Here is a 26,672-nt window from a genome sequence, read left to right on the forward strand (position 1 = left end):
TTTTTTCTATCACCATAGCGTTTTTCTCTTCGCGAAAGGAGGCTGTTCACATGACCATTACCGGCAACACCACACACAAACGAATGATTCCACTCTGGTCCGGTGTCTTGTCTTTAATTCTAGGATTCCCTGCTATGGGATTGGCTACGGGATATGGAGGAGATGCGCACCACCCATCCGGGCACAGCACGTCCCCCCACGGAGCAGGAGCCTATGGCCATGGCCAGGTTCATCATGGCACGAGCATGTCTGGTGGCTATGGAACAGGAGGAAGCGCCCACAAATCAGGACATGGGCCCCATCAAAGTGCCTCTGAATTTATCGAGCACATATTGAAATTCAAAGAAGGCATGGCCCTTACCGAGGATCAGGTCACCAAACTTCAGACAATTAAAACCGATTTTGAAAAAAACAAAATTAAAATGAAAGCTGACATGCAACTGACCAGCTTGGATTTGCACGAATTGTTGCGGAATGACCAAGGGGACTTGGGCGCTGTTGAATCGAAGCTAAAGAGTCTCTATGAGATTCGTGCAGGCCTTTACCTGGCATCAGTAAAAGCCGGGCGAGACGCCAAGGGCGTATTAACGGACGAGCAACGCTCTCGCATGAAAGCGGTCCATGATCGCATCAATGCCCATCAAGATGGCGGAATGACGAAAGGTCATCCAGGCGGATATTCCCACCATTCCAAGGACAAACAAGGCTAAGCAGCCCACGTCTATGCTCAAAACAAAAAGGAGGCTTCATGCCTCCTTTTTTTGATTAAATGTTGAAGACCTTGTTACGGCTCGAGGCTTAAGCGATTCTTTAGACCCGATGAGACAAACACGGTGCCTTCCTGATTGACAATCACTCCTTCAACATCCGGCAACGACTCAATGAGGGCCATTCCCTGGTCAGGACCCATGACAAAAATGCCGGTGTCCAACCCATCGGCCATGACGCCATCCTTGGCTATAACCGTGACACTTTGACAACCCTGAGCCGGATAAAGGGTCTTGGGATCAAGGATATGGTGAAAGCGAACCCCGTCTTTCATAAAATACCGTTGATAATCTCCCGCAGTAGAGACCGCTTCATCTTCCAACTCAATCCGCCCTAAAACCTGACCCTGATCCTTTCGGGGATGCTGGATACCAAACACAAAGCGTTGGGTATCCGGCATACGTCCGAAGGTCTTAATATCCCCTGACAAAGCCACCACGCCTGCAGTCGCTCCTGCCATACGCATCACGTGGGCAGCGAGGTCGGCCGCATACCCTTTCCCGATCCCTCCAACATCAATAGACATTCCAGGACGCCGCAACCACACACTTCGCGTTATTTTATCCAATTGCATGTTTGATAACTCCATTTGCGGACGAAGCGCTTCCAGAACTTCCTGGGACGGAACATGCCCTTCCCCGCTGACATCCCATGCATTCACCGCTGGACCAAGGGCAATATTGAACCCCCCCTGCGTGAGTTTCGCCACCTCCAGCGATCGGGTGAGGACTTCAAAAGTTTCCTGACTCACCTGTATTGATTCCCGTCCCGCCGCAGCATTCACCTGTGATAATTCACTGGTTGGAATCCACGTGCTCAGCAACTCTTCTAATCGCCGGATTTCATCAAGCCCCGCTTTGACGGCCCTCTGCGCAACCGTCTCATCTGCTCCAACCGCCGTGACAAACACCACGGTTCCCATCAGCATCTGGCTGCGCTTCACCAAATGAGGCGTGCCCTGGCAGCCCGCCAGGAAAAGAATCAAAAAGCAGAGTCCAAGGATTTTCTGCATTCGCCCCATGAGAAATCTCCTAATCTTTAACAATCACGTTGATGGCAGAACAGCCGGAATTCCGTTTGAAAGAATTTATGTGGAATTATGGCGATTGAAGTATCGGAATCTGGGGTAGGGCGTGACTTCGAACAATCGTGCCCGTAATAGGGGAGGTTGCGCCAGGGAGAACAAGACCACATTGGAGGAAAGTGAGGGATAACGAACCGTCATTTCCACGATGGCTTTTACCGATTCGGAGACAATGGTTACCTCTAACTCTCTTGTATAATTCGGAGGATCAACCTGGAATCGCCAACCGCCGAGATACACCACTCCCTGGTCCGGAACCTCAAAGGTTAACGGAACTTCCGCACTGGATCGAAATACGCCTTCCTGAATGAATATTCGGGTCACTTGATACCGGCCTGGCTCCAAGGACAGAAAAAAATAGGAGGAAGCCGCCTCAATTTCCACACGATACCGCCTTTGACCATCCCTGGAGCTGAATTCAAGTGAAGCTAATTCCGGTATATAAATTCTTCCGGACGGCTCTTCCTGCCACACGTAAATGTGTCCGAAAACCAGGGGCTCTGTGAGGTCTTCTTGGGAGGGATGAGACGGAAGCTGATACGCGCATCCCATACTCATTCCAACAAGCATCCCTACAAACGCTAAACAACAAGCACGAACGTTCAGCATGGCCATCCCGTCATCATACCGCCTGTCTTCTCCACAAACTGACACATATAAAAAGATTACGAAAAAAATAAGGCCTTCTTGACAGAAGCCAAACTCATGCGGTATTTAAGGGCCTTGTTAATAACAGTTATCAATTTCAAAATTAACAATAATTACACTCAACATCAAGATGACTCAAGGAACTGAAATAGCTTCTCCATGCACCACCACCTCAGAGGCACGCTGTCATTGCGGGCAACTGATGGCCATCTTAAAAAAAGATGGAGTGGAATTGAAATGCAAACGCTGCAAACGTCTTGTTTTCATTCCCTTTACCGTATTGAGCGACTAATGACGGGGCTGACCCTTCGATTGAGTGTACTCCTGAACATACGTTGTGCTCCGATTCCCGGTTTATCATGAGTTCCTTCCATTGAGGACCTTGAGTCCCCTACCCTTTTCCTGAGGACCTCCGCGTCCCAATCCTATATTAGGAGGTTTTCATTCATGAAGAAGTTCACAATCGGGGTCCTTATGGCCCTTGCTGTGTTTCCAACCTTTCCAGCCTTCTCTGCCTCCGGCGAAGAAGCACTGACACCCGCTCAACAGGAAGCGGTTCGACAAGCGGTTCAAGACTATCTGAAAGGGCAGGGGTCCCCAGAGGCAGGCATGCCACCGATGGAGCCATCAGGGACCGGGATTGCCCCGCCAACTTATGCGGCCCCACCCACTCAACGCCCAGGGGAACCCGTTAAGGAAACCTTAGGAGGATTATCACAACCACGTACGCCTGATAAGAAATACGGATCAACCATGCAAGGGTCCGGACAATTGATCTATGCCCGGCCCTTCGTTTCTTCCCCCAAAGCCATCGTCGGCGGCTACATGGATATCGAGTACTTCAATCGCAAAAATCAAGGGAACAGCTATTTCGATCAGCATCGATTGGTACCTTTCATATACGGGGATATCAGCGATCGGGTGAAATTCGCGGCAGAAATTGAATTCGAGCATGGAACCAACGACATCAAAGTGGAATTCGCGACCATCGACTATCTCGTACAAGAACCCATCAACTTGCGGGCGGGCATTATCCTCGCTCCCCTTGGAAAATTCAACCTCCTGCATGACGCCCCACTCCGTGATCTCACCGAACGCCCTCTCGTGTCTCAACGGATCATTCCATCAACGCTTCACCAACCTGGTGTGGGAGCTTACGGCACCTTTTACCCCACCGCTCTTTCGAAGCTGGATTACGAAATCTACGTGACCAATGGATTCACTAACGCCTTTGGAGGAAACGGAAATCCTAATAACACGTCGAATATCAACCAAACAAACGGAATACGCAGTGCGAGATCAGATAGTACGAGCTTTGACAATAATAACGGCAAATCCGTCATGGGACGTGTCGCGTTCAGCCCCATTTTGGGAGTGGAAATCGGTGGTTCGGGATTTTACGGGAATTATGGCACGAATAAGGATGATAAATTGGCCATTTGGGCCCTGGATTGGACTTTCCAACGAGGCCCATTTGAATTCATCGGAGAAAGTGCCTGGTCTTACATCAAGGACAATGATATCAATCAAGACGGAACCCGGAATGGCAATCCACGCAGAATGCAAGGGTATTACTTACAAGGGAATTACCATTTCCTTCCGGAATGGCTAACCAGAATGGCCCCCACCTTCTTCAAGCCGGAAGTCTCTACCTTCACCGCCATAGTTCGCTGGGAACAAATGAACCTGGGACAGGATTTAAGTGGGGAGGCCGGGAAACTGGGGGAATGGCAACGTTGGACCTTTGGCCTGAACTTCCGTCCCACAGAAGATACTGTCTTCAAAACCGACTTCCAATATACGCCCGTCGGTCGAAATGGAAATGAGCGAATTCATGATACGGCTTTTGTCGCATCCTGGGCCACATATTTCTAAAATTTCGCTTTGAACCGGAAAACAGAGAGAAACGGCTTTGTCGTTTCTCTCTGTTTTTTTAGCTTCAATCAGTTATGAAATATATAGACCACATCAGACCAAATTTTAAAGAACATACCGGTTGACCCCTTGAACATCGGATGATACAATTCGTTCTCATTTTTCATAATGAGAATCAAATTCAAATAAATCGAAAATCATTCTCGTTTTTTATTTATGGCTTTATCTCCTGCTTCCCTCCTTCGAGGAATCCTTATTTTGTCATTCACAGCCTATATGCTTGGCTGCAACTTCCTTTCCGGTCAAGACCTGATTGTCGATCGATACATGGCCTGTCCAATTGATTCCGTTTGGAATTCCTCATTGGAAACTCTCAAAGCCTATCCCGTGACTAAGAAAGACAAATCCAACGGCGTAATCGAAACCGGGTGGCGGGTGGAATATGTGGAAGGCGCCAAGTATGGCCTTTTCCAACGGGAAGGCATGGGGGACAAAGAACGATCGCAACTGACCCTGACCATGAAGCCCCTCGATTCCAATGCCGTGCGCCTCCAAATTGCGGAACGTCGGCAACATTGGGGATTCCGTGGCGGGGCCAGACTTTATGATTGGTATCCGGTCGAACCATCACAACAAGCCGTGAATCTCATTTTAAACAACTTAACCGAAAAACTTGAGGCTGAAGGATGTTTCATCGAATCTTAAACATCGCTATTTTCGGGAGTCTTTTACTGGCGTTTGCCCCTCAACCCTCCAATGCCGAGAATAACCAGATCTGGGATAATGAATTGAAGCGGTATTTGACTCCACAGGAAATGGTTCAGGAAGACGTCTACCTGACGCCGGAAGAGGCTGCCAAATTGACACTTCCTGACTCCGATTCCATCCGCTTAGAGGTCATCACCCTCAACGATAACCAGAAACGAATTATCGAAGAGCGAATCGGATGGCAATTTCCGGAATCGACCTTTGATTGCTATATTGGGGAAACGAACGGAAAGATCGATGGATGGGCTTTCGTCCAACATACCATCGGTAAGCATAAACCGATGACCTATATGGTTGGAGTTGACCCCGATGGAGAAATCACCAACGTTGAAGTATTGGTCTACCGAGAATCACGAGGGAGCGAAGTTGGAAAGAAACGCTTCAATTACCAATACCAAGGAAAAACGATTGACGACCCCATTCGGATTAACCGGGATGTCATCAACATTTCCGGCGCTACCATGTCCGTGCGATCCATGAGTGCCGGCGTTAAACGCGCCCTCGTCCTGGCCCATGAACTGTACCTGCAATCCCAGAGTCAAAGTCCCCCCATTAATACGGCCAGTCGAACGGACAAAAACTTTTTGGAGTCCCTGCTGGGGTTCTAACCTCCTGAAGCAATGGAATGCGAAATTTCAATGCCCGCTTCCGGCTCCGCGACACCGACCGTCATATCCGCTTAGTCTATACCTGGTTTCTCCTGCTGATGCTCGCAGGATTCATTTTCACCTTCTTTTGGGCTCATAGCATGACGGAGTTGAGCCTTAAAGGCCTTGCCGAACATTATCGAGGATCGGATGCAACTTTTGGTGAACCAATGCCGTTTGGTCAACTGGCCGAGACCACACATTTCCATCTGTTTACCATGCCGGTCACATTCATGATTTTGGTCCACGTCCTCTATCTCACGATGGTTAGCCCCACACTAAAAGTGGTTACGACATGGATGGCTTTTGTCGGGGTCACTCTGGATCTGGTTTCACCTTGGCTGATTGCCTATGTATCCCCAATCTTCACCATCGCTATGTTAACCGGAGACATCCTGATGGTTGTGGGATTTCTCATCATGTTCGTCATACCCATGTATGAAATGTGGTGGCAAAAATCCGCCTTCATGATGCCGGAGTCGGATGACTGACTTATGCCCTTTACCCCAACCCATGCCTAGACGCGGGTCACTTCAACCACCGGTTGGCCTAAAACAGCTACTGGATCTGTATGATGGGATGCGACAAGAGTTTTCTCACTCAATCGAGTCAGACGGCTATACTTTCATGAGAGAGGAACAGAATCTTCGTCCACATCCTACATCGGCCTGGCCAAGGGTTCCTTGTTATCATGGCTTTGGAAAATGGATAGGCATCAGCCTCTTTTCCATATTTCTTTCTGCCTGCGCACCAGATTTGTATTGGGCAAAACCAGACGCAGGCGAGGGTGAATTCGAACAGGATTTGCGCTCATGTCGGGAAATCCTGATCAATGAAGTACATTCCGAGACTTCATTGAACCCATTCAGCAAAGGAATAACTGATGATGCCTTGGCACAATGCATGAACAGCAAGGGCTGGTTTTTGGCTGAAAAACCATAAATTCTGACTTTTGCAATGACTCATTTCCCAGATGTCGCCCGTGCTGGCCTTAACTTGTTGCCCGGAGATCTTCCAATAGGCAGCAGATTTCCATGGATGTTCGTCGCACCGCATAAATGAAAATTCGCTGCCAAATGAGGGCATTGATGATGCCAGAGTTTGATGACTAATTACGTCTCACCATATTCCTAAGGCCCGAGACTTTTCGAGTCCAGAGCCCATGAGCTGACATTGTCTGCTCATGGGCTTTTTTTGTGTCCAAGGATGGTAATGCGCTGATTCTTAATATATCCCGAGGATGAGTAATTATTTATTCATCCTCATGTGGGCGAGGGGGTGGGTCTCCTCCTGTCCCCCTCGCCTCACTCCTCCTCAACACATGACGTGTGAGGATACATCCACAATTTATCCAAAGAGAGAGAGATCGTAGAGGATTTCTCCGAAGAGCGATTCATTTTAACGCGAGGTGCACCCATGAACGTCCATCGATTTATTATGTTCTCTTGCGCGCAGGTCTTTTGTATCGCATTACTCACATCAACTCTATCCTTTTTCGTCAATGTCCCTCTGGTGTTAGCTCAGGAAGCCGAAGAAGCTGATCCACCGGAAGTGACCAACGGAGAACGGTTATTTCTGGAAACTCGATTTGCCCAATTATTTAAAATTTTTCTGGATGACGGAGGCGATGTGAATGACCCCTTGCCCCAAGGCGATCCCGCTCTCGACAAAGTGGCGAATTGGCAACTCCCGCCAGATCAATTTGCCGATGGCCCGTTTGCCGGTCAATCTATGAACTGCCGGAGTTGCCATTTTGTAGATGAACTCCTCGATGTTCCAAACTACGGAATGAATACCTATTCGGATTTTGCACGACGGAGTCCTATTCCAGCCCGGGAAGATGGAAAACACACCGCGGTCCGAAACGTGCCACCGCTCGTCAATTCTGCTCTTCCTCGACAAATGTTTTTTCTACACGCCGATGCTGAATTTCCGACGATGGTGGATTTGGTCAAAGGGACCCTGACCGGACGGAACTATGGATGGCTTTCCGACGAGCAGGAAGCCGCCATCTCACATATTGCCAGAATTATTCGAGAAGACTCGGGAACCGGAGATCTGGCGCAGGAATTTGGCGGATTGTCCTATCGTGTCATGTTCACCGGAACCGATCCATCTATTCCTCAAGACTTTCTGATCCCTGAAGATTTTCGCGTAGAGGTTTCTCAAGCCACCGACCTACAAATTGTCCAGGCGGTTTCACAACTTATCGCCGCCTATACGGACCAACTTCTCTTCTCACAGGATGACGAGGGAGGATTCAATCTTTCTCCTTATGATGTTTTTCTGAAAATCAACAGTTTGCCTCGTCAACCCGATAAGTGGGAATCTCCCAATTCATATGCTCGTCGATTGCTTCAACAGATTAAATTTCTCGAGTCATACGATCCGCAAAATTATTCCCGATGGCCTTCAATATCTTCTCACGATGACCCGACCCTTCAGTTTGTTGAGAAAAATCCTCATACGGCAGATGGCAAGTTTCAGTTCCATGACCAAATCTTCACCTTTGGACCTGAGGAACTACAAGGGTTGAAAATATTTTTTGCTCAACAGGGTCGACACAAGCATCGTCATAAAGGCCATCACATTCGGCCCAGTGACCAAGCTCAGGGAGGAATTGGGAATTGCATTGCATGTCATACGCCACCACATTTCACCGACTTCCGTTTTCACAACACGGGAATTGCCCAAACGGAGTATGAACGCATCCACGGCCCCGAATCGTTTTCCATCCTGGAAATACCTGGATTGCATCGGCGAAATAATAATATCGAAGCCTATCTGCCTGCCACAGCAAAGCATCCTCATGCTCAAGAACCATTCCGCGCTATTCCCTCGCCAGACAACACCCAATGGACCGATCTGGGAATCTGGAACATTTTCTGGAATCCTGATTTCCCCGAATCCCAGCTACCCATTTGGTCAATCCTTTGCGAGGACGTCCTCAATGAACACTTTGGGGTATTTCGTGGCTTCCAGGCCTGTCGACCAGATCGACTCCTACCGAGAGCTATTGGGGCTTTCAAAACTCCCGGCCTCCGGGATTTGAGCCATTCGGCTCCCTATAGTCACGCCGGTATCGCCAATACGCTTGAAGATGTGATTCAGGGGTATATTACAAATTCGGGTTTAGCGCGAAAGGGCATGCTTCGCAGTGGTGATCCCCATCTGAAAAACATTGCCTTAATTCAAGAAGACATCCCGGCTTTAACAGCGTTCCTACGATCCTTAAACGAAGACTACGAATAAACGACGAACATATCGCCTCAAGCAAAGCCTTCCACACGGAACTCTCACAACTAGAAGAAACTGAACCTCCTTAAGCCCACGGTGTGTCATTCACCGTGGGCTTGTATTTTGCCTACTTCATCTTGCAGGAAACTTCTATCGCTTCCACCACTCCGGCAGTCAAGAACAAAAAATCATCTAAAGCCATACACCGGTAGGAACTTCCTTTGAAGAAGATTCGCCCTGGTTCTTTGCTTTTCCCAATCCAGCTCATTCCTATTTTTAGTATTTAAGTGACTTGGTTTTCACGAAATGGCCCGAATATCCTTCGCCTTGAGGCCGATTACAAGACGCTCAGGGAGGTTGTGTCCATTAGGAGAAAAAGGCTCGAAAGCATGGCCGACTGGTTGGTGCGGTGTTGGCAATATTAAAAATCAAGCGATCACCCATTCCCTGGAGAAGAAAAGCGCGAAAGATAGCCCTTCCTCATAAGAAAAGTGTTTATTGTTTCCGGCAGAATGCCTCCATATCAACATGGGAAAAAACCAAACCGAAATACCACCCTCACCGAACTCATGATCTGTTGCGGCCTAACGGATGCGATGTGTCTTCCTGAAGCCTCTATATGAACCGAAAGAGGTATGCCCCATTCAAACCCTAGGTTCGGCAGGAAAACCCTGGAAGCCATCGCGCGATGAAATCCCGCAAGGGACTCCCTTATGGTGCAGCGTTCGTTGGACCAAGCTGCGCATCGGGCGGGTACGAGGGAAAATGTTTCCGGTCATTGGTTATTTCTCCGGGTTGCTGATCGCCTTTTCTCTCGTGGACTTTCAAGGTGGATGCTCGAGGTGTTGCGGGTGCAATTACATGATTTTCATTTGGCCCTAGGTGGTTCACATCGTCGCCAGCTGTTTCGTACAGGAGGCGGGGACATCTTGAAATTTCATTCATTCCGTCCTGTCACATCGACAATCGCTCATACCTGAAACCGGGATCAATGGGCCATACCGATTTCCACAATTTCAAAATTCCTCCAGGACTATAACCCCCCTCGTCCACCCATCCGGGCAAAACACCTGGCCAAATCCTGCAGCAACAGGTGAAGAACCCGTATTGCCCGTTTATCACTGCAAAAAATCTTATGATTTCCGTGATTCGGCATCCTGATGCCCCTTGGTCTACTGACTGAAAGAGAATCGCTCCATTAGTTTATAGACTCAAGACATGGCTTTTCTGCCTTTTGAGCATAGACAAAATATTTATTTCAATTTAATATTGAAAATACAAATGATTTTCATTATCATTAAATGTGAGATCACAATTACAACAATCTTTTTCCATTGGGCGGAATCCAGCCGGGACAAACTGCCAATGAACGCAAACAATCATACATACGAACAAAATTCCAGGGCGAGCGAGCTACCCAGTACGCACCCAAAAAGATTGGGTCTCTTTTCCTCCTCCGGGGCGCCCAATTCTTCATTTAGTCGGAGGACACAAACAATGGAGGCTATCCCCATGAACATAGGACATTCCACCATGCCACACATGAGAGTTCCTGCACTGCTGAAGGGAAATATGATCGATTTGGATCTAGCGAGCTTAGAAGGACAATGGGGCATGTTGTGTTGCCTTCCCACACTTGAATTTTGCGATGCCGTGTTTCTCAATCAGTTTCGCAGAACCGTCCATAAACAAGGCGCCCTCTTATTGGGTATGCAACACCCCGCTCACTTGTCTCACGGATCGCACCTCCCCACAACCCAAATCCTTTCCATCCCTTTGTTAATTGACTCTACACAACGTTTAGGTCGAGCCCTGGGCTTATGGAGTGAACCTCCCTTTAATCAATGCCAGACCTTCATCTTCGACCCAGAGGGAGTAATCAGAGACCGACGGAGCCATTTGTTCAATTGGCATGGCATGACCCTCCTTTTGGGCATGTTGAAACAATGTCAGGACTTTTCGTTTCAGCCTGCTCAAAAACGAAACCATAATCCTGCCACCAACAATTTCATGTTTGCCAAAACAGGATCTGAACCCAACCCTTTGCTGATACTCACTGGCAAATCAACCTCATACCACTCAGGAGACACTTATGCCATCAAGTCAACAACTCAAGCTGAACGTCTGTGACTGTAGTCGTATTCATCTCACCTATGGGTCGATTACTCTTCATTTCGAGAAAGAAGAGTTCCTCGCCTATGCAATGCAATTGACCAGAATGGCGGCTCAGGTATCAAACACCGCTGGGTTTCGAAGAGCACCCAGCCTCGCTGACGCAAAAGCCACTACTTGTCATTGAGGAAAACATTCGGTGTCCATCAAGTACGTTCAAAGAGAACGTACTTGATGGCTCTTAATCTGGTAAAGAAATTCAAGGAAGATCTCATGAAACGAGATTCATTTATCATCGAAGGGGAAAAGCCGGTTTTCATCAGTTTGTCGGTATCCTTAGGAATCGTTTTTCTCAGCATCATTGGCCTGTGGGCATGGCCCGGAATCATACTGGTCCTAAGCCAATAAGACCAGTTGGATGAGTTGAAGAACGGGAAAGTTGGCTGCAGGTCTGTTTAATGAATTTGATCGGTTTTGGTTGGCAAAGCCAAATCATGGCCAACGTTCAAGCGGGAGGTTCGATTCATGCCATGCTTTGCGATCCCTTCCCAATCCCCTCATGCCCATTACCTAATGATCGTACGAAAGATGGTATTCCTGATTATTTTTTTCACCCAATAAAAAAACCTGGGGCCTTCCCCCGCCCTCCCAAGATCTTAAGCAAGATTTTTTATGAAATCATTTGCTCGGTCTTCGCAAGGGTCTCACTTTCCCAACTTCAATCCCACACAATCCTCAAGATGGAGCGAACAGCAATAAACCAGTCATTCCAGGTATCCGGTCATCATCCTATGAGGAGTTAAATATGGAGAGTGGGTGGTTGATTCGATATTTGCCAGGCCACTTAATAAAACCTCTACCTAAAAGGCCATCACTCCGTATCTCAGTTCAGGAAATGCAGGAAGAGTTCCCTCAAGGAAATCAGCTTTTTGACTCCCCAATCATGGAATTGGAGGTCTAACGTTGCATAAGGTCAACTCAACCTTTGCCCGCCTCTTAATTTGGGCAAGGAAAAAGATCAGTTCAAAGATGGAATACCCGCACAAAGTAATCAAACAAGGTTTCGCACGGAAGGATAGCGTAACCCGATTATGAAATTTAGGGAGGTAAAAAAAACGGGCGGAAATATCGTGACTGGCTGGAATGGAGAAAGACAACAGCTACCCCGTGTTAAACCTGCCTGGCCGAAGAGGTCTCAAAATTGACAATTCTTTTTCTTTTTAGGTATTATAAATGATAATGATTATGGGTATCAAAATCATAAAAATATACGAGGGTAATTTGGGCACTGCAACCCGAATGCTCACAGATACCCGGACATAACCTTGCCAATGTCTGATTTACTCGGACCCAGAAGGTTTTTTATTGACTACAAAGGAGGGAACAGCATGAAGATCGGAACACGCGCACCAATGTGGAAAACCCCATGCTTGCTAAATGGCAAATGGCAGTATCTTTCCCTGACAGCGTTTCAAGGAACCCAATTTGTGCTCTGCTGCCTACCTGCCTGTACTGAAAACGATGCATGGTTGCTGGAACAACAGGTCAACCGGTTCCATGCAGGAAAGATCGTGCTCGCGGTCTTAGTACCGGATAACGCCTTTCTTGGGAATTCCTGGTGTCGTCCGCCTCAGGACTTTGGTCTCCCCTATTTGACTGATCCTCTCAATCGTTTGGGACGTACCCTACAACTCTCAGCCTCCTTACCGCCCCATCGATGCGAAACATTATTTTTTGACCATCGCTGCTGCCTACAATTTCGCCTATTCCATGACCTGAACCTTCGAGGCATCACAACAGTGCTGGAGGTTGCAGAAAGTGAATTCTGTCGGAGATCCGCTCAAGCTGATCTTAAGTCGAGGCTTACCTCCGACCATCTTCTGCCACACTGTTCACCATTTGAGGCTCCAATAGGCTGACACTCCTCCCCCAACAATGGAATTCTGTACCAACCCTTGAAGGAGAAACTTTAAGATGATTGCGCCAGACTCTGCGTTATCCCCCGTTTCAAAATCCCAATCTCTTTCCATTCACCAATGGATGTATCTCCTCTTTTGTCTAAGCGTGGGGATGTATGGTGGTCTTGGTCATGCTCCGTCTCAGTGGACCGATGCCCTTCCAGACATTGTTCTCTGGGGAGCCACAGGCTTAGCAGTCGGCTGCCTGGCTCTATGGTTAGAACGACATTTGACCGCATGTCACCGTTCTACCTTGATTGGTGGTAGTTTTGGCCTCATCGTTGCCTTGGCGGGGATCGGTTTTGTATTGATCATGGGAATGGGAACAGGGCTGCTCGAGATGTCTCCTCTTACCCCGTGGATCGGGCTGCATGTCTTTCTTCTCTGTCCGTACATCGGACTGATGGTTGGTATCCACATCTCCAACATACTGTCACTGACCCCAAAAGCTGAACTACAAAAAGAGTCCTCTCCTCACGGTTCGCTCATCCCAGCGAACACCGTTCAAAAATTGCTGGATTCTAGCGCGATAATCGATGGCCGAATACTACCTCTCTGCACGACAGGTTTTTTGGAAGGTCCTTTCCTGGTTCCCAAAAGTATTCTGCATGAACTCCAAACATTAGCCGACTCCGCTCACCCCTCTAAACGAATTAAGGGGAAGCGTGGGTTGGATATCCTATCCCAACTGCAGGAACTGCCAAATCTGGACGTGGTGATAATAGAGGATTGGGAACCCGACATATCAGCGGTTGACCATCAACTCATCGCCATAGCCAAAAACCGTGAAGCCAAGATCGTAACCAACGATTGGAACCTGGCAAAAGTCGCATCAGTTCAAGGTGTGCTCTCCCTCAACGTGAACGAATTAACCTACCAATTACGCCCTTTGGTATTGCCTGGAGAAACCATACGTGTCTTTATTCATAAAGAGGGTCAGGGGCAGGAGCAGGGCATTGCCCATCTAGATGATGGCACGATGGTCGTCGTGGACCACGGTGCGACTCTGGTTGGTCAAGCGATTGAGGTGGTGGTGACCCGATTTATGCAAACGAACACGGGACGAATGATTTTCTCAACTCCTCAGTCCAAAAACTCTCCTATGTTTGTCAATCTTCAACCACCTCTCAAGGTGGCTTCGGGATACTCTCGCAGCCTCCTGGAAGATCATGGATGAGGACGGACAGATGGCATAATTATCCAACCTCTTTATCATACGACATCAATATTTATTAACCTTGAGGTCTACATTAACCAAACTGTCAGTCTATCCCGGAGAGAGCTCTTCCCCTCTCCAAGCTAGTGGGGGGCCCACCCGCACTCCTGGGTCCCCTACTTTCTTTGATGCTGGCTTTTGACACGAATTACTTTAAGAAAGGAATCAACAATGTCATTCCAACGTTGTCCTCAATGCCAGAACAGTACACTTGCACCAACCGGAGCCTTTTGGTGCTGTACGAATTGCGGATCGGCAATTACTTCCCAGGCCTTAGCCGCCCTGAGGGAAACAGTCAAAACCAGAGGCCATCGGCACGCCCAGCTCATCCATGAGATCCTCTAATGCTCTATTGGAGAAAATAGGTTATTCTTCAGAGAGGGTGAGCATCGCAACCACTGTGCCACGGCAGACCCCTGCCACCCATACGGAATGGGCCAATACCTAGACGTGACCAGTCTCATCCTTGCCCATGTCACCACGAAAGCGCTCGTGGCATAACTACCGATCAGGATCAAAGCCAAGGCTCCACCTTCTGATCTCTTGGATGAGGCGCCATTTTTTTCCACATTGGCCTATTTGTTATAATAGTTACTCTGCGGGAATTTCTCACACACTTCTTTTCACGTACAGAAATTCTTTCTGTATTCATCCTCCATTGTCCAATTGCACACTTCAAATGTTTTGGGCTAAATCTAGTTATCAACCAGGGGAATTTGAGGAGGATACCAGGCAGTGTCGCCAATCATTAATTCACAATCCTGACGATCAGGGAATTTCCGAAACACTCTCCCGTGCATTTAAACCATCTGAAGATTCCATGACAATGCTTAATGGCTTATGGCTGGTTTTTGACTAAAAAAAATCTAATCTATGCCAAATGTTCCTCTCCATAATTTACCACGCCGGCAAATGGTGCATCTACGAAAGAACGACCTAAACTATTCATCCAGAAAATGATCAACCGCGGCGTGAAGAGTATGTTGAATTTGCTCACAGTCTTCACCGGAAAGAATTTTTTCTCCCTGAAAATTGGTCACATAAAAAACATCGGCCACCTGATCCAACCTGGTCCCGATTCTGGCCATATGAATTGAAAGACCCAATTGAACCAGCGTTTTGGCGATTACAAAGAGCAACCCTTGCTTGTCGTCGGCAAAGAGGTCAATCACCGTAAAGGCATCTGAGACCCCATGTTCAATATGAACTTCCGTTGGATGCCGGCCTGTAGGAAACGGACGACCAAAGGCCATGCGCCGTCGTCGTTCAATCATTTGGTGAACTGATTGTCTTCCCTCCACGACCTCTTGAATTTCCTTTGCCACCTCCTCTAGGCGTCCGGCAGATGGCGGCCCTTCATAATCTGAATCATGTACCGAGAACACATCCCATACCGTGCCATCCTTCAGTGTCATAATTTGCGCTTCCAATACCTGCAAACCCATGGCGGCTAACACTCCGGCCACCTGCATAAAAATACCTGGTTTGGTCTGTTCACGAGTGATCAGCACATACTCCGTAACACCCGATGCCTGATTGAATCTGGCTTCCACATGAGTCGGCTTGACAGGTAGAGAACGAATGGCTAAGAGGTACGCCGCCATTTGGTCAACCGGTGTCGACTGAACGTACCGGCTGGGGAGTTGTTGAAGTTTGGCATTCACCCATTCCGACCAGTTGGGTTCCGGAGAATGTCCCTCGCTTCGATCGGCCTTTAAAATTTTGATAAGTTGGTCCCGAGCTTCGGACGAAATATTCTTATTCCCATCACCGGAATACACTGAACCCGCATCCCCGGCAAGCTCTGCGTAGGTCAGGGAATACAATTCCCCTAATAAGGACTCTTTCCATTTCGTCATCACCTCAGGTCCCACCGCTGATATATCTGCAATAGTCAGAATAAACAGCTTTTGAAGCATCCCGACAGTCTTTACCAAACGGGCAAAAGTGACAATGGTTTTAGGATCGTTGAGATCTCGACGAAAAGCCGTATGAGACATCTGCAAGTGATGGCGAACCAGAAACGCGAGAGTCTGCCGTTCCTTTTCAGATAACTCCAACCGATCGGCTGTTAAATGGGCGATCTCCTGACCGACTTCACTATGATCCCCAGGACGCCCTTTGCCTAAATCATGCAGCAAGAGCGCCAGATGCAAAATATCTTTATCAACGATGTTTCGGTAAACCTCTCCTATGATCCCTTGATGATTTTGAAGCCGTTCCGCTTCCCTCACTGCGAGCAGACTGTGCTCATCGACCGTGTATTTATGATATTGATTGAACTGCATGAGGCCACGTACTCGGGAGAAAGCGGGAACAAGTTTTTCCAGTAGACTAGCCTGATGCATGGCCTCAAGAATCTGAGCTATTCGACCAGGGTTTGCCAGAATATGTCGAAAAAGCCGACTCACCGGCTTGGTATGAAACAACTCATTGGGTAGGGTTCCCATGTGCTGAGACAATTCATTGAGAATGCGCGAATCGATGGGGACTGCTTGACGATGAGAGATTTCAAATAACCTCAGAAGCAACATGGGGCTCTCCATCACCTCAAGGAGTTTATCCGTTTGAATTGTCAGCCGATTCTCCAGGATACGGAAGTGCCCCTCAATTAATGGAGGAGGCCACCACTGGCGAACCCGATCCAACCAGGATTCCTCCCTGGCTTGGTCAAGAAACCGCCGACTACGGTCAAACAACCCGGTGGTATGACGGAAATACACTTGCATAAATTGCTCAACGGCCAACAAATGGGGATGATCCACAAATCCCCAAAGTGCAGAGAGCCGAACCTGATCGTCGAAGGTAAGGATATCTTGAGCCCGTCCCGCTTCAAAATGTAAAAAACACCGGACTCGCCAAAGAAATTCCTGTGCTTCTTGCAGAACCTGATAATCCTGAATAGCAATTATTCCCCGATTCGAGAGTTCTTGAATCGTCCCCGCTCCATATCGGGCCTGGCCAACCCATTGCAGCAAATGCAGATCCCGAAGCCCACCCTTACTTTTTTTAATATTCGGTTCCAGCATAAAGACAGTCTCACCAAATTTGGCATACTCTCTTTCACGCTCTTGAATTTTATCCAGGACAAACCGTTGCGCCCATTTCTTGATGATCCGGCGTTCGAATTTCCGTTGAAATTCCTGAAACACTGCAGCACTGCCGATAAGAAATCGTGACTCCATCAGTGAGGTACAGGCCGCCAGATCGGCTTCTGCAATCGTCAGACATTCTGCGAGGGACCGCACACTATGCCCTACTTGAAACCCAAGATCCCAAAGCCGGTGAAAGACGCCGGTAGACAGTGCCTCAGCGACTTCCCTTTGGTTGCCCTGAGTGAGAATCATCACATCAATGTCGGAATAGGGGGCTAACTCCCGCCGCCCATACCCCCCCATGGCCACTAAACAGCATTGCTGCCATCCAGCTCGCACACCTGCGTTGCCTTGCTGAATGACCTCCCGAAATCGCGCGATCAGTAAAGCATCCATGAAATCCGAAAAAGCCTGGGTGATCTCACTGCCGGTCGCCCCTTCAATTAGGCGTTGCCGAAGAACCTCGCGCTGGGACTGGAGAACATGAAGCCCCGGAGAGGAGTCCTTATGTTCCGTCAAACCGGTATGGGGCAAAGACATCCCTTCACTCATCGATGGCAGCTCCCGCCAGCACTCACCATGTCACACATTCAGGTTACGCTCCAGAAAAATATCGGTTCGTAATCGGCATGCGCCGATCCTTTCCTAACGCTCTCGAGGTTATTTTAATGCCCACTGGGGCTTGTCGACGCTTGTATTCGCTCCGATCCACCATCCCCATGACAGTTCGCACAACATGAGAATCATAGCCCATCTTTACAATTTTGCCCACTGACTCATTGTCCTCAACATAGGCTTGTAGAATGGCATCTAAGACCGGATAGGGAGGGAGGGTATCCTGATCCGTCTGATCGGGCTTCAACTCAGCGGAAGGAGCACGCACCTGAATTCTTTCAGGGATAATCACCCGGTCAAAATCAGAGCCCCTATACTCACTTCGCCAGCGAGAAAGCTCATACACCTTCGTTTTGGGAATGTCTTTGATCACGGCAAACCCACCAGCCATATCGCCATACAGCGTGGCATATCCCACACTCATTTCGCTTTTATTTCCCGTGGTCAGTACTAAATATCCGAACTTATTGGAAAGAGCCATCAGCAGTGTTCCGCGGATGCGAGCTTGCAAATTTTCTTCCGTCGTATCAGCCTGAGAACCCTGAAAGGACTTACCCAACACCTCAAGCAAAACCCTGAACACTCTCGTTATCGAAAGATGCCGTATCTCGATTCCCAATTTTTTTCCTAGCTGACGAGCATCCTCACGGCTTTCTCTAGAAGTATAGGGGGATGGCATCATTACACCCATCACATTGGACGCACCTAAGGCATCGCGGGCAATCAATGCCGTCAAAGCCGAATCAATTCCTCCGCTGATACCCACAAGAACCCTTGAGAAGGCATTCTTCCTCACATAATCTTGCACTCCTAGCACGAGTGCCCGGTATATCTCCTCTAATTCACCCAGCACCGGTGTGAGCCTTCTGACACCTGAAGCGCCGGACTTCGGCCACCTCGGCGTCCACCCCATACGGAACATCGGAACCCGAACATCTTCCCCATCAACTTCGGATGCTTTTCCAGTCCTTTTCGATTTCCCCTTTGGTGTTGAAGGAATCTGAAGGTCGGTAAGCAGGAGATCTTCTTCAAAGGCTTTTGCCCGCGCAAGGACCACACCGGTGGAATCCATGACGAGACTATTCCCATCAAAGACCAATTCATCCTGTCCTCCGACCATATTGGTATAACTGACCATGACATTGTTAGTTTTCGCCCGAATGGCTAACATGCGTTCACGATTGTGGGTTTTTCCGACGTGATAAGGAGAGGCATTAATGTTGAGAACCAGATGAGCGCCCCCATATACCGCCTGCCGACTAGCCGGACCATCAGCAAACCATATGTCTTCACAAATATTTATTCCAATTCGTAACGGGCCCAGACAGTAGACCGGACTGGTTCGTCCCGGTTGAAAATATCGCTCTTCGTCAAACACCCCATAATTGGGGAGCTTGCATTTGGCATACGATCTTTTCACCTGACCATTGACCAGGACCCACGCCGCATTCAAGGGCTTCCTTCGATTTTGTACGTGATCCCGGAGAGGATGTTCAGCAAGACGGTCAGATTCAGTCACACTTCCCACTACCGCCATAATCCCCGTCGTGACTTTGGTAATACGGTCCCGCATCCGACTAATATCGAATAGAAACTTCGGCATGAGGAGCAGATCTTCTGGAGGATACCCACACACGGCCAACTCCGGAAAGACAACCACATCAGCTTTGGCTTTCTTCGCCTCGCGGATCCATCCGCAAATGGTGCGGGTATTCCCCTCAAGATCCCCAACCACCGCATTCATCTGCACCATCGCTAATCGAATCATCATGATAAAAAAAACGTCCTCTGTCCCATCGGAACCGAGGACGCCATTGTCCTTTACGCTAACATATACGGGAAGACGTCGTTGTCGCCCCTCAAGGTATTATACAAGCAATGAAGAATCCGTTCAAAGACTGTCTCCTCAAACGCCTAATTCAATGATAAATCGTCCTAGGGATGCTTATTGAGTCGCCCGTTGAAGTTCCTCCGCGAGAATAATCGCATCGGCAATTTCTCTCATGGATTTTCGAAGATTCATGCTTTGTCGTTGCATAAGGCGAAATGCTTCAGGCTCTGACAATCCCCTAGACGCCATTAAAAACCCTTTAGCACGCTCTACCAATTTTCGCACTTCTAGAGCCTCTTGCATCTCAAACGACTTTTCCATAAGCCGAGTGTGCTCAATGGCGACGGCAGATTGATTCGCAATGGCTTGAAGCGTGGTAACCTCTTCATCTGAAAATGCATGATAACTGGAAGTGTATACATTAATTACCCCAATCGGATTCTCCTTCATGAGCATGGGAATGGACAATAAAGAATGCAATCCTTCCTGTTTCGCCAAATCCCGATAAAAATACCCATCTTCTGCCTTCACATCCGGGACATACACCGGATGGTGATCCTGCACCGCTCGTCCGCTCATGCTCTGCCCAACCTTCAACGGTGGCTTCCGCCGATACGCATCACTGAGGCTTTGAGTGGCTGCAATACGTAATTCCCCCGAATCCTGGTCGACAAGCATGATCGAGCAAATTTTTGAATTCATCAGCTGAGCCGTCATGGTAACAATTAATTGCAGTACATCCTCTATCAGTCGATTAGACGCCACCGTTTCCGATACTTGGGAAAGCGTTTCAAGTCGACGCGCTTTTTGTCGCATATCATCATACAATCTGGCATTGGCAATGGCGCCGCCGACCTGATTAGCAATGGTCAATAAGAGCGCGAGCGTCTCTTCAGCATACCGCTTTGACCGCTTATGCTGAACATTGATGACACCGACCATTTTCCCCTTACTCGTAATGGGAACTGACACAAACGCCTGATAGCGGTCTTCCGGCAGACGATGAAAAAACTTAAATCTGGCGTCATCACTTGCATTGCGAGGAATCACTACGGGAATTTTTTCTCGTGCTACCCACCCGGTAATCCCTTCTCCCAAACCGATGGATATCCGCCCGATAAGACGGGGATGAGGATTTTTCGATGCACGTAAAATAAGCTCGTCTGTTGTTTCAGAGATCAAATACAATAGACAGGCATCCCCCTTCGTCACTTCCACAACCACTTCCACGATTTGCTTTAATACCGTTTCCAGTTCCAAAGTACTACTGATGGATTCGCTGATTCGGTGAAGAATCTGCACTTCACGGGTCCGCTCCCGAACAAGGTGCTTGAGGTCTTCCATAGTCGAAGGACGGATCGGAGCCATGTTATTTTTTCTTGGATAGATGTGGACGGCTCACTGCCTGTGGAACAGGCTCCAATCGTTTCCCACGAGAGGACTGACTGGAAGTAAACCATTGGCGAATACGTTGTCGAACCAGGGGAACGATTTTGACCTTCCCGATTGTGGTGGGTACCACGCAATTGATTTGACCCTTTACAACCTTTTTGTCGTGTTGCATGGCTTCCCAGAGATCCATAAAAGTCATGGAAGGCATGGCAACGGGCAACCCAACATCCTGAATCAAGTCGCGTTGTCGCTCAACCAGCTCCTTCGTACACAACCCTAAAAAATGTGCCATGGCGGCTTCCTGCACCATGCCAATTCCCACCGCTTCTCCATGAATCCATGTTCTATAACGACCCCAGGTTTCCAGTGCATGGCCTACGGTGTGGCCATAATTCAAAATGCGTCTGCGTCCCGATTCCCGTTCATCTCCACCCACCACTTCGGCTTTAATTTCACAACACCGCCGAATGACGGTCGGGATGACATGCTCTGATTGTAAGCGTAGGTCATCAACGTGTTGTTCTAAATATTCAAAAAACTTTGGATCCGCAATCATGCCATACTTAATCACCTCCGCTAACCCTGCTATCCATTCACGTTTTGGAAGAGATTGCAATGTCTGCGGATCAATAACTACGACACGTGGCTGATAAAAGGCCCCAATCAAATTTTTCCCCATTGGATGGTTGACCCCTGTTTTCCCACCCACGCTTGAATCTACTTGAGCCACCAATGTCGTCGGCACTTGGACAAATGAAACGCCCCGCAGATAAACTGAGGCCGCAAACCCAGCCACATCTCCCACAACCCCTCCACCTAATGCTAACACCACTTCCTGCCGTTCTAGTCGTTGGGTTACCAGTTCATCCAGTATTTTTGACAACCAATACATGGATTTGGCCTTTTCTCCATCGGGTATCACCACAAGAAATGGAGAAAATCCACTCCGCTTTAAGGCACGGGAAACTACCCGCCCATAGAGTTCATTGACGACTGGATTGGTCACAATGGCAACTCGCCCTGACAATCCAACATCCTGAAGCACACGGCCTATTTGAGGCAGAATTTGAGGTTGAATAAGGACTTGATAACTCCGATCTCCCAATGAAACCGGAACATGTTTCGAGAATTCAGAGGTCTTCATCTAGCGGAGGTCACCACAAAGCAGGTTTATTCCAAGAAACGATAGAAACCTGCCACGAGAGGAGTTCAGGGCAAGAGGATTAAAACGTGCGGACATACTCTTGATAAGCCTCAAAGTTTCTTTTCATTTCATCCAACGTATCTCCACCAAATTTTTCAATCAGGGCATTGGCCATTTCATAGGCAATCACCGCTTCGCCCACGACGCCGGCAGCCGGAACAGTGCAAATATCTGAGCGCTCTACCGTGGCCTCAAACGGTTCCTTTGTTTCGATGTCCACGCTGTCTTTGGGAGTATAGAGAGTCGCGATGGGTTTCATAGCCACTCGGAGAACGATCGGTTGCCCATTCGTAATACCGCCTTCCAACCCACCGGCATTGTTCGATTTTCTGGTAAATTGTCCTGTGGCTTTGTCGAAATAAATATCGTCATGCACTTCAGATCCAAAACGGCGGGCCGACTCAAATCCCATCCCAATTTCTACGCCCTTCATCGCTTGAATACTCATCGCAGCAAATGCCAAGCGAGCACTGAGGCGCCGATCCCATTGAGCATAGGTTCCCAGACCGATCGGAACGTTCGTGACCACAACCTCAAAAATGCCGCCTAAGGAATCTCCTTTATGCTTGGCTGCCCGAATCTGTTCAACCATTTTTTTTGCCGTCTCAGGGTCATGGCATCGCACCTCAGATTGTTCTGCCTGTTCATACGCCATCAACGGATCATTCGGACTGGGAGCTGCAACCCCTCCAATGTCCATGGTGTAACTGACCACTCGCATGTCAAACTCGGCCAGCAATGATTTCGCCACGCCACCAATGGCAACCCTAATCGCTGTCTCCCTGGCACTGGCCTTTTCCAGCACATTGCGGATATCGCTATGCCCATATTTGATGGCTCCAACTAAATCTGCATGGCCCGGCCGTGGACGAGTCACCACTCGTTCAGTGGAGGGGGGACCAGGTTCGGACGCCATAATGTCTTTCCAGTTTTCCCAATCTTTATTCCAGATCAACAGTCCTAGCGGATTTCCCAACGTTTTCCCTTTTCGAACTCCACAAATAAATTCAATCCGGTCCTTTTCAATTCGCATTCGACCGCCACGCCCATATCCCCCCTGTCGGCGAATCAAATCCACATTAATCCCTTCGGCTGTGACCGGTAATCCAGATGGAACCCCTTCTACCACAGCCATTAGACCTTTTCCATGAGATTCCCCCGCATTTAAATATCGCAACATGGCATTCCTTTTTGGCTCATTAAATACTCATGCCGGTAGCATGTTCTCTCTTAAGAGGTTCCCACCCAACTGACCAGGACGATCTATCCAAGCCTTTAGCTGTAGCCTTGAGATACGGATAATGATCAATCACCAGCTCCCATTGCGGAACGAGTCCCCCGACGGACTTTTAGAGTACAGATTATGAAGGTTTTTTCAGGCTTTCTCAACCAGAATATTCATCATGATTATTTGATGGTGGGAAAGGAAAGAATGAAGGTTCTTGGCGAGGAAGCCTCCTTCAATGAGGGGGCTGAGGAGAGGTACTGAAGTAGCACCTCCTCCTCACTGATGGTCTTAATCGTCCATCCTGATCGAGCGAGTTCAGATCCCGTTTGGACCAACACTCGCTTCGATGGAGATACTTGAATGATCGCCTGGTGCCCATCTCGGCCATGAATCACACCGAGAAGTCTCCAATCCGGATTAGTCGGCAAGGGAACAATTTTCGAGTCCTTATCTGATGGCGCCGTAACTTTAGGAGTTGACAGACGCGGCTGAGGTATCCGCTTGAAAGGGTCTCGACGACTCCCGTCATTTCGTCGTGAATTGTCCTCAATAAGGCTGGAGGTAACTTGCCTGTTTAGGTAAGAAGTTGATGAGGAGGTGCCTTCCGCAACCGCCACTCCCATTACCCCCCCCCAATTAAGCACAATCCCAACACAGATCGAGTAGCACCCGAACCCTCTCAAGTAGGTAGACATTGTGGAGATCCTGCTTCGAATGTCTATGGCTCCAGAATTTCGCAATCCCGCCTGACATTGATCGGTTCGATTAAGTTTTAAGCATCTGCTGAACATGTTCAATACCTAAGGGAGTTAACCCGTGCATCACCAGATTCGTGCTGACGAGAGGTGAATGTTCGTTGTCTGGCCTTCCGGCCAGGGTAATGGAAGGAATACGTTCAACCCATGCAAGCTGTCGCAAGTCATCCAAAAATTGAACGGTCCCCTGGAAATTCCCTTCTACCCTGAGGACAATGGGTATCGAAAATTCAGAAAGCGGAAACTCGGTCAAAGGACGTTCAGGTTTCCAAACCCGAACGGTCACATTCCTTCGTTTCGCAATTTCGATGACATCCCTTCGAAAGTTCTTTGATTCTATATTTTCAGGAAATTGTTGAACTCGAGTGGCTAAATTATCACGCAAGCTGTTGACTTCCTTCTCTATGGAATTCAGGGATTCTGTTTTTTTCGTGAGTCCTCGACTCTCCTGAGCTAGGCGAGAAACTTCCTCTTGCAACTGCTTAATCGAGTTATTCATCGAATCCCACATCACGAAGTGAATACCCAATAGACAGACCAGCATCACTCCAACCAGGAAACCGAATCGACACCAAACGGGTAATGACTTCCACTGTGCCATCATGTAGTCGCCTGTTGATCCCATACAAAACGAATTAAAAAGGGAAAGACGTCTGATTCTCCTCCTGGGTGATCAAGAATTTCCACTACAGGTAAACGCACGATAATTCCATCATTCTCCAACCCCTCCATAAATTTACCGATGTCCTCTAGTGCCAATGATTGTCCCCGCAATTCCACCACCCGTGATTCAAGTTGTATCCGCTCCAACCAAATATCAAGTTTTTCGACATTTCGACTAACTCCATCCAGCAATTTCACCGGCCAAGCCTTTTCTCTCTCCTGATCACTGAGCTGCTCGATGGAGGTCGTAAGGAGGACTTTTTGTTCATTAAATCGCTGCAATTCATCGAGGCTTTCCTTTATCTGAGCAAGATCCTGCATTTTGATCGTTTTTTCTTGAAACAATGCATCAACTTGTTCTTGCAAAGATTGCGTCCACAACCAACTTACCACTCCAAATCCCACAAATACCGCTGCACCCACTAGCCAACAAAACAGGCTTGAATGCTCATGGGGATTAACTTGCCGCTGAAGTGAACGAGCCAAATTAATTTCAATCATGAGGGATTGCCCCACGCAACGCCGCGCCAACCGCAACACCAAATAACGGCAAAGCTTTCTGAAAGCGAGAATCCTGTTGTATCTCCTGCGGGACCTTGATTTTTTTAAACGGGTTAACCAAGGTTACAGAGACGTGCAATGAATCAGCGAGTCTCGATTGAAGTCCCTCCAGCATCGAATATCCTCCTGACAGGAACACGCCCTGCACCATTCCCATGTCAGTTCCTTCTGAAGCATACTTGATATTTTCGATAACCTGCTTAATCGTTTCGTTGAAAAATTGTTCGAGAAGTAGAGTTTCCGAGGCCCCTAACTTAAACCCGTCATCCGCCGATTCTAAAGCCGCTTGCACCCCGTCAAGCAGGTCTCCATACCACTCGACCTCGTAGGATACTTGATGCATATGCATAAGACGCCCTTCTTCCATCATCACCGAAAGAATGCCGGTTGGTCCGAGATGAATCATCATCCACCTTCCCTCATGTCCATAGTTGTAGGCAACCATATTCACAAGTGAAAAGGCATCCACATCGACAAAGCGGACGTGCATCCCTTGCCCTTCAAATTGTCGCACTCGCGCCTCGATGAATTCCTTCTTTGCTACAACGAGAACTGTCTGAATTTTTTCGTTGTCCAGGGCCTCAGAATCTTTGTGTCGATACACGTCCCACACGGCACCTTGAACATCAAGAGGGATATACCGGTCAAGCTCCAAAGCTAGGTGTTCTCGAAGATCCTTTTCCGACATGTAAGGAAATGTCAGTCTCTTCAACAAAACGTGGGGACTCGAAACCGTAATCCCCACCGCACGGGGAAAAGGGGATAACTGTCTTCGAAGAAATTGGACTAGACGTCGGTCATCCTCCAGATCAGTTGGAGAATTTTGATTAGGTGTAAAGGGAAGAGATTCAAGCACAATACCCTTTAGGATAGGGGATGCATGGCCCGGCTGTAGAGTCACCGCCTTCAACACTCGGGACCCTACATCCACGCCTGTAACATTCTGGCTTTTCCAGGAAAATCCTCTGACCTTTTCTTTAATGCCTCCCCAGGCTGTGTTCATCTTTTTCAGTCC

General features: G+C 48.3%; 22 protein-coding genes. 11 read left to right on the forward strand and 11 right to left on the reverse strand.

The features are described from left to right. Positions 1–50: 50 nt before the first annotated feature. Positions 51–710: a Spy/CpxP family protein refolding chaperone gene (locus LX98_RS16210; protein WP_496429887.1), complete on the forward strand. Its 660-nt coding sequence runs from the start codon at positions 51–53 to the stop codon at positions 708–710. Between the two features lie 74 nt (positions 711–784). Here LX98_RS16210 and LX98_RS16215 read toward each other — a convergent pair whose 3' ends face one another. Together LX98_RS16215 and LX98_RS16220 are read right to left on the reverse strand one after the other, a co-directional pair. Next, positions 785–1,789 (reverse strand): FAD:protein FMN transferase, encoded by a 1,005-nt coding sequence (locus LX98_RS16215; RefSeq protein ID WP_496429888.1) that lies wholly within the window; start codon positions 1,787–1,789, stop codon positions 785–787. Between the two features lie 66 nt (positions 1,790–1,855). Next, entirely contained in the window at positions 1,856–2,461 is a 606-nt protein-coding gene (locus tag LX98_RS16220) for a hypothetical protein (RefSeq protein ID WP_496429889.1), read from the reverse strand. Between the two features lie 486 nt (positions 2,462–2,947). Here LX98_RS16220 and LX98_RS16225 point away from each other — a divergent pair, with 486 nt between their 5' ends. From LX98_RS16225 to LX98_RS16270, 10 genes are all read left to right on the forward strand, one after another. Continuing rightward, entirely contained in the window at positions 2,948–4,375 is a 1,428-nt protein-coding gene (locus LX98_RS16225; RefSeq protein WP_496429890.1) for a putative porin, read from the forward strand. A gap of 258 nt (positions 4,376–4,633) precedes the next feature. After that, positions 4,634–5,080: a DUF3576 domain-containing protein gene (locus LX98_RS16230; protein WP_496429891.1), complete on the forward strand. Its 447-nt coding sequence runs from the start codon at positions 4,634–4,636 to the stop codon at positions 5,078–5,080. Further along, on the forward strand, positions 5,062–5,751 hold the full coding sequence (locus LX98_RS16235; RefSeq protein ID WP_496429892.1) for an FMN-binding protein: 690 nt from the start codon (positions 5,062–5,064) through the stop codon (positions 5,749–5,751). The genes LX98_RS16230 and LX98_RS16235 overlap by 19 nt, the downstream gene beginning before the upstream one ends. A 17-nt stretch (positions 5,752–5,768) precedes the next feature. Next, positions 5,769–6,281: an Aq_1264-related membrane protein gene (locus LX98_RS16240; RefSeq protein WP_312646314.1), complete on the forward strand. Its 513-nt coding sequence runs from the start codon at positions 5,769–5,771 to the stop codon at positions 6,279–6,281. An 88-nt stretch (positions 6,282–6,369) separates the two neighbouring features. After that, complete coding sequence (locus LX98_RS16245; RefSeq protein ID WP_496429893.1) at positions 6,370–6,732, forward strand: hypothetical protein; 363 nt, start codon at positions 6,370–6,372, stop codon at positions 6,730–6,732. A gap of 474 nt (positions 6,733–7,206) precedes the next feature. After that, complete coding sequence (locus LX98_RS16250) at positions 7,207–9,042, forward strand: hypothetical protein (protein ID WP_496429894.1); 1,836 nt, start codon at positions 7,207–7,209, stop codon at positions 9,040–9,042. Positions 9,043–10,560: 1,518 nt separating this feature from the next. Next, on the forward strand, positions 10,561–11,157 hold the full coding sequence (locus LX98_RS16255; protein ID WP_496429895.1) for a redoxin domain-containing protein: 597 nt from the start codon (positions 10,561–10,563) through the stop codon (positions 11,155–11,157). A 255-nt stretch (positions 11,158–11,412) separates the two neighbouring features. After that, positions 11,413–11,547 (forward strand): hypothetical protein, encoded by a 135-nt coding sequence (locus LX98_RS16260; RefSeq protein WP_496429896.1) that lies wholly within the window; start codon positions 11,413–11,415, stop codon positions 11,545–11,547. Between the two features lie 980 nt (positions 11,548–12,527). Next, positions 12,528–13,058, forward strand: coding sequence for a hypothetical protein (locus tag LX98_RS16265; RefSeq protein WP_496429897.1), 531 nt, complete (start codon positions 12,528–12,530; stop codon positions 13,056–13,058). A gap of 55 nt (positions 13,059–13,113) precedes the next feature. Further along, positions 13,114–14,274: a PIN domain-containing protein gene (locus LX98_RS16270; protein ID WP_496429898.1), complete on the forward strand. Its 1,161-nt coding sequence runs from the start codon at positions 13,114–13,116 to the stop codon at positions 14,272–14,274. Between the two features lie 980 nt (positions 14,275–15,254). On the opposite strand, the gene glnD is transcribed toward LX98_RS16270, so the two are convergent. The 9 genes from glnD to pilM all read right to left on the reverse strand — a co-directional run bounded on the left by glnD (position 15,255) and on the right by pilM (position 26,660). Beyond that, a complete protein-coding gene (glnD, locus tag LX98_RS16275) occupies positions 15,255–17,960 on the reverse strand; it encodes a [protein-PII] uridylyltransferase (protein ID WP_496429899.1) in 2,706 nt (901 codons plus the stop codon). A 43-nt stretch (positions 17,961–18,003) separates the two neighbouring features. After that, the gene (locus tag LX98_RS16280; protein WP_496429900.1) at positions 18,004–19,794 is read right to left on the reverse strand and encodes an NAD+ synthase; all 1,791 of its coding nucleotides are present in this window, start codon (positions 19,792–19,794) and stop codon (positions 18,004–18,006) included. Between the two features lie 174 nt (positions 19,795–19,968). Beyond that, positions 19,969–21,222, reverse strand: a complete 1,254-nt coding sequence (locus LX98_RS16285) for a GAF domain-containing protein (RefSeq protein ID WP_312646300.1) — start codon at positions 21,220–21,222, stop codon at positions 19,969–19,971. A 1-nt stretch (position 21,223) separates the two neighbouring features. Then, the gene (aroB, locus tag LX98_RS16290) at positions 21,224–22,390 is read right to left on the reverse strand and encodes a 3-dehydroquinate synthase (protein ID WP_496429901.1); all 1,167 of its coding nucleotides are present in this window, start codon (positions 22,388–22,390) and stop codon (positions 21,224–21,226) included. A 79-nt stretch (positions 22,391–22,469) separates the two neighbouring features. Next, positions 22,470–23,630, reverse strand: a complete 1,161-nt coding sequence (gene aroC, locus LX98_RS16295; protein ID WP_496429902.1) for a chorismate synthase — start codon at positions 23,628–23,630, stop codon at positions 22,470–22,472. A gap of 227 nt (positions 23,631–23,857) precedes the next feature. After that, complete coding sequence (locus tag LX98_RS16300; protein WP_496429903.1) at positions 23,858–24,373, reverse strand: hypothetical protein; 516 nt, start codon at positions 24,371–24,373, stop codon at positions 23,858–23,860. Between the two features lie 70 nt (positions 24,374–24,443). Beyond that, complete coding sequence (locus tag LX98_RS16305; RefSeq protein WP_496429904.1) at positions 24,444–25,037, reverse strand: hypothetical protein; 594 nt, start codon at positions 25,035–25,037, stop codon at positions 24,444–24,446. Then, a complete protein-coding gene (locus tag LX98_RS16310) occupies positions 25,034–25,597 on the reverse strand; it encodes a PilN domain-containing protein (protein WP_496429905.1) in 564 nt (187 codons plus the stop codon). The genes LX98_RS16305 and LX98_RS16310 overlap by 4 nt, the downstream gene beginning before the upstream one ends. Next, positions 25,590–26,660 (reverse strand): pilus assembly protein PilM, encoded by a 1,071-nt coding sequence (gene pilM, locus LX98_RS16315; RefSeq protein WP_496429906.1) that lies wholly within the window; start codon positions 26,658–26,660, stop codon positions 25,590–25,592. The genes LX98_RS16310 and pilM overlap by 8 nt, the downstream gene beginning before the upstream one ends. Positions 26,661–26,672 lie beyond the last annotated feature (12 nt).

The organism is Nitrospira marina, assembly GCF_059568365.1.

Bases quoted from the DNA above. Each gene is read 5' to 3' on its own strand.
- glnD (WP_496429899.1), bottom strand. From the start codon at position 17,960: ATGAGTGAAGGGATGTCTTTGCCCCATACCGGTTTGACGGAACATAAG.
- aroC (WP_496429902.1), bottom strand. From the start codon at position 23,630: ATGTTGCGATATTTAAATGCGGGGGAATCTCATGGAAAAGGTCTAATG.
- LX98_RS16270 (WP_496429898.1), top strand. From the start codon at position 13,114: ATGATTGCGCCAGACTCTGCGTTATCCCCCGTTTCAAAATCCCAATCT.
- LX98_RS16305 (WP_496429904.1), bottom strand. From the start codon at position 25,037: ATGATGGCACAGTGGAAGTCATTACCCGTTTGGTGTCGATTCGGTTTC.
- LX98_RS16260 (WP_496429896.1), top strand. From the start codon at position 11,413: ATGAAACGAGATTCATTTATCATCGAAGGGGAAAAGCCGGTTTTCATC.
- LX98_RS16300 (WP_496429903.1), bottom strand. From the start codon at position 24,373: ATGTCTACCTACTTGAGAGGGTTCGGGTGCTACTCGATCTGTGTTGGG.
- LX98_RS16210 (WP_496429887.1), top strand. From the start codon at position 51: ATGACCATTACCGGCAACACCACACACAAACGAATGATTCCACTCTGG.
- LX98_RS16235 (WP_496429892.1), top strand. From the start codon at position 5,062: ATGTTTCATCGAATCTTAAACATCGCTATTTTCGGGAGTCTTTTACTG.
- LX98_RS16280 (WP_496429900.1), bottom strand. From the start codon at position 19,794: ATGATGATTCGATTAGCGATGGTGCAGATGAATGCGGTGGTTGGGGAT.
- LX98_RS16240 (WP_312646314.1), top strand. From the start codon at position 5,769: ATGCGAAATTTCAATGCCCGCTTCCGGCTCCGCGACACCGACCGTCAT.
- aroB (WP_496429901.1), bottom strand. From the start codon at position 22,390: ATGAAGACCTCTGAATTCTCGAAACATGTTCCGGTTTCATTGGGAGAT.
- LX98_RS16250 (WP_496429894.1), top strand. From the start codon at position 7,207: ATGAACGTCCATCGATTTATTATGTTCTCTTGCGCGCAGGTCTTTTGT.
- LX98_RS16215 (WP_496429888.1), bottom strand. From the start codon at position 1,789: ATGGGGCGAATGCAGAAAATCCTTGGACTCTGCTTTTTGATTCTTTTC.
- LX98_RS16220 (WP_496429889.1), bottom strand. From the start codon at position 2,461: ATGCTGAACGTTCGTGCTTGTTGTTTAGCGTTTGTAGGGATGCTTGTT.
- LX98_RS16255 (WP_496429895.1), top strand. From the start codon at position 10,561: ATGCCACACATGAGAGTTCCTGCACTGCTGAAGGGAAATATGATCGAT.
- LX98_RS16225 (WP_496429890.1), top strand. From the start codon at position 2,948: ATGAAGAAGTTCACAATCGGGGTCCTTATGGCCCTTGCTGTGTTTCCA.
- LX98_RS16310 (WP_496429905.1), bottom strand. From the start codon at position 25,597: ATGATTGAAATTAATTTGGCTCGTTCACTTCAGCGGCAAGTTAATCCC.
- LX98_RS16245 (WP_496429893.1), top strand. From the start codon at position 6,370: ATGCGACAAGAGTTTTCTCACTCAATCGAGTCAGACGGCTATACTTTC.
- LX98_RS16265 (WP_496429897.1), top strand. From the start codon at position 12,528: ATGAAGATCGGAACACGCGCACCAATGTGGAAAACCCCATGCTTGCTA.
- pilM (WP_496429906.1), bottom strand. From the start codon at position 26,660: ATGAACACAGCCTGGGGAGGCATTAAAGAAAAGGTCAGAGGATTTTCC.
- LX98_RS16285 (WP_312646300.1), bottom strand. From the start codon at position 21,222: ATGGCTCCGATCCGTCCTTCGACTATGGAAGACCTCAAGCACCTTGTT.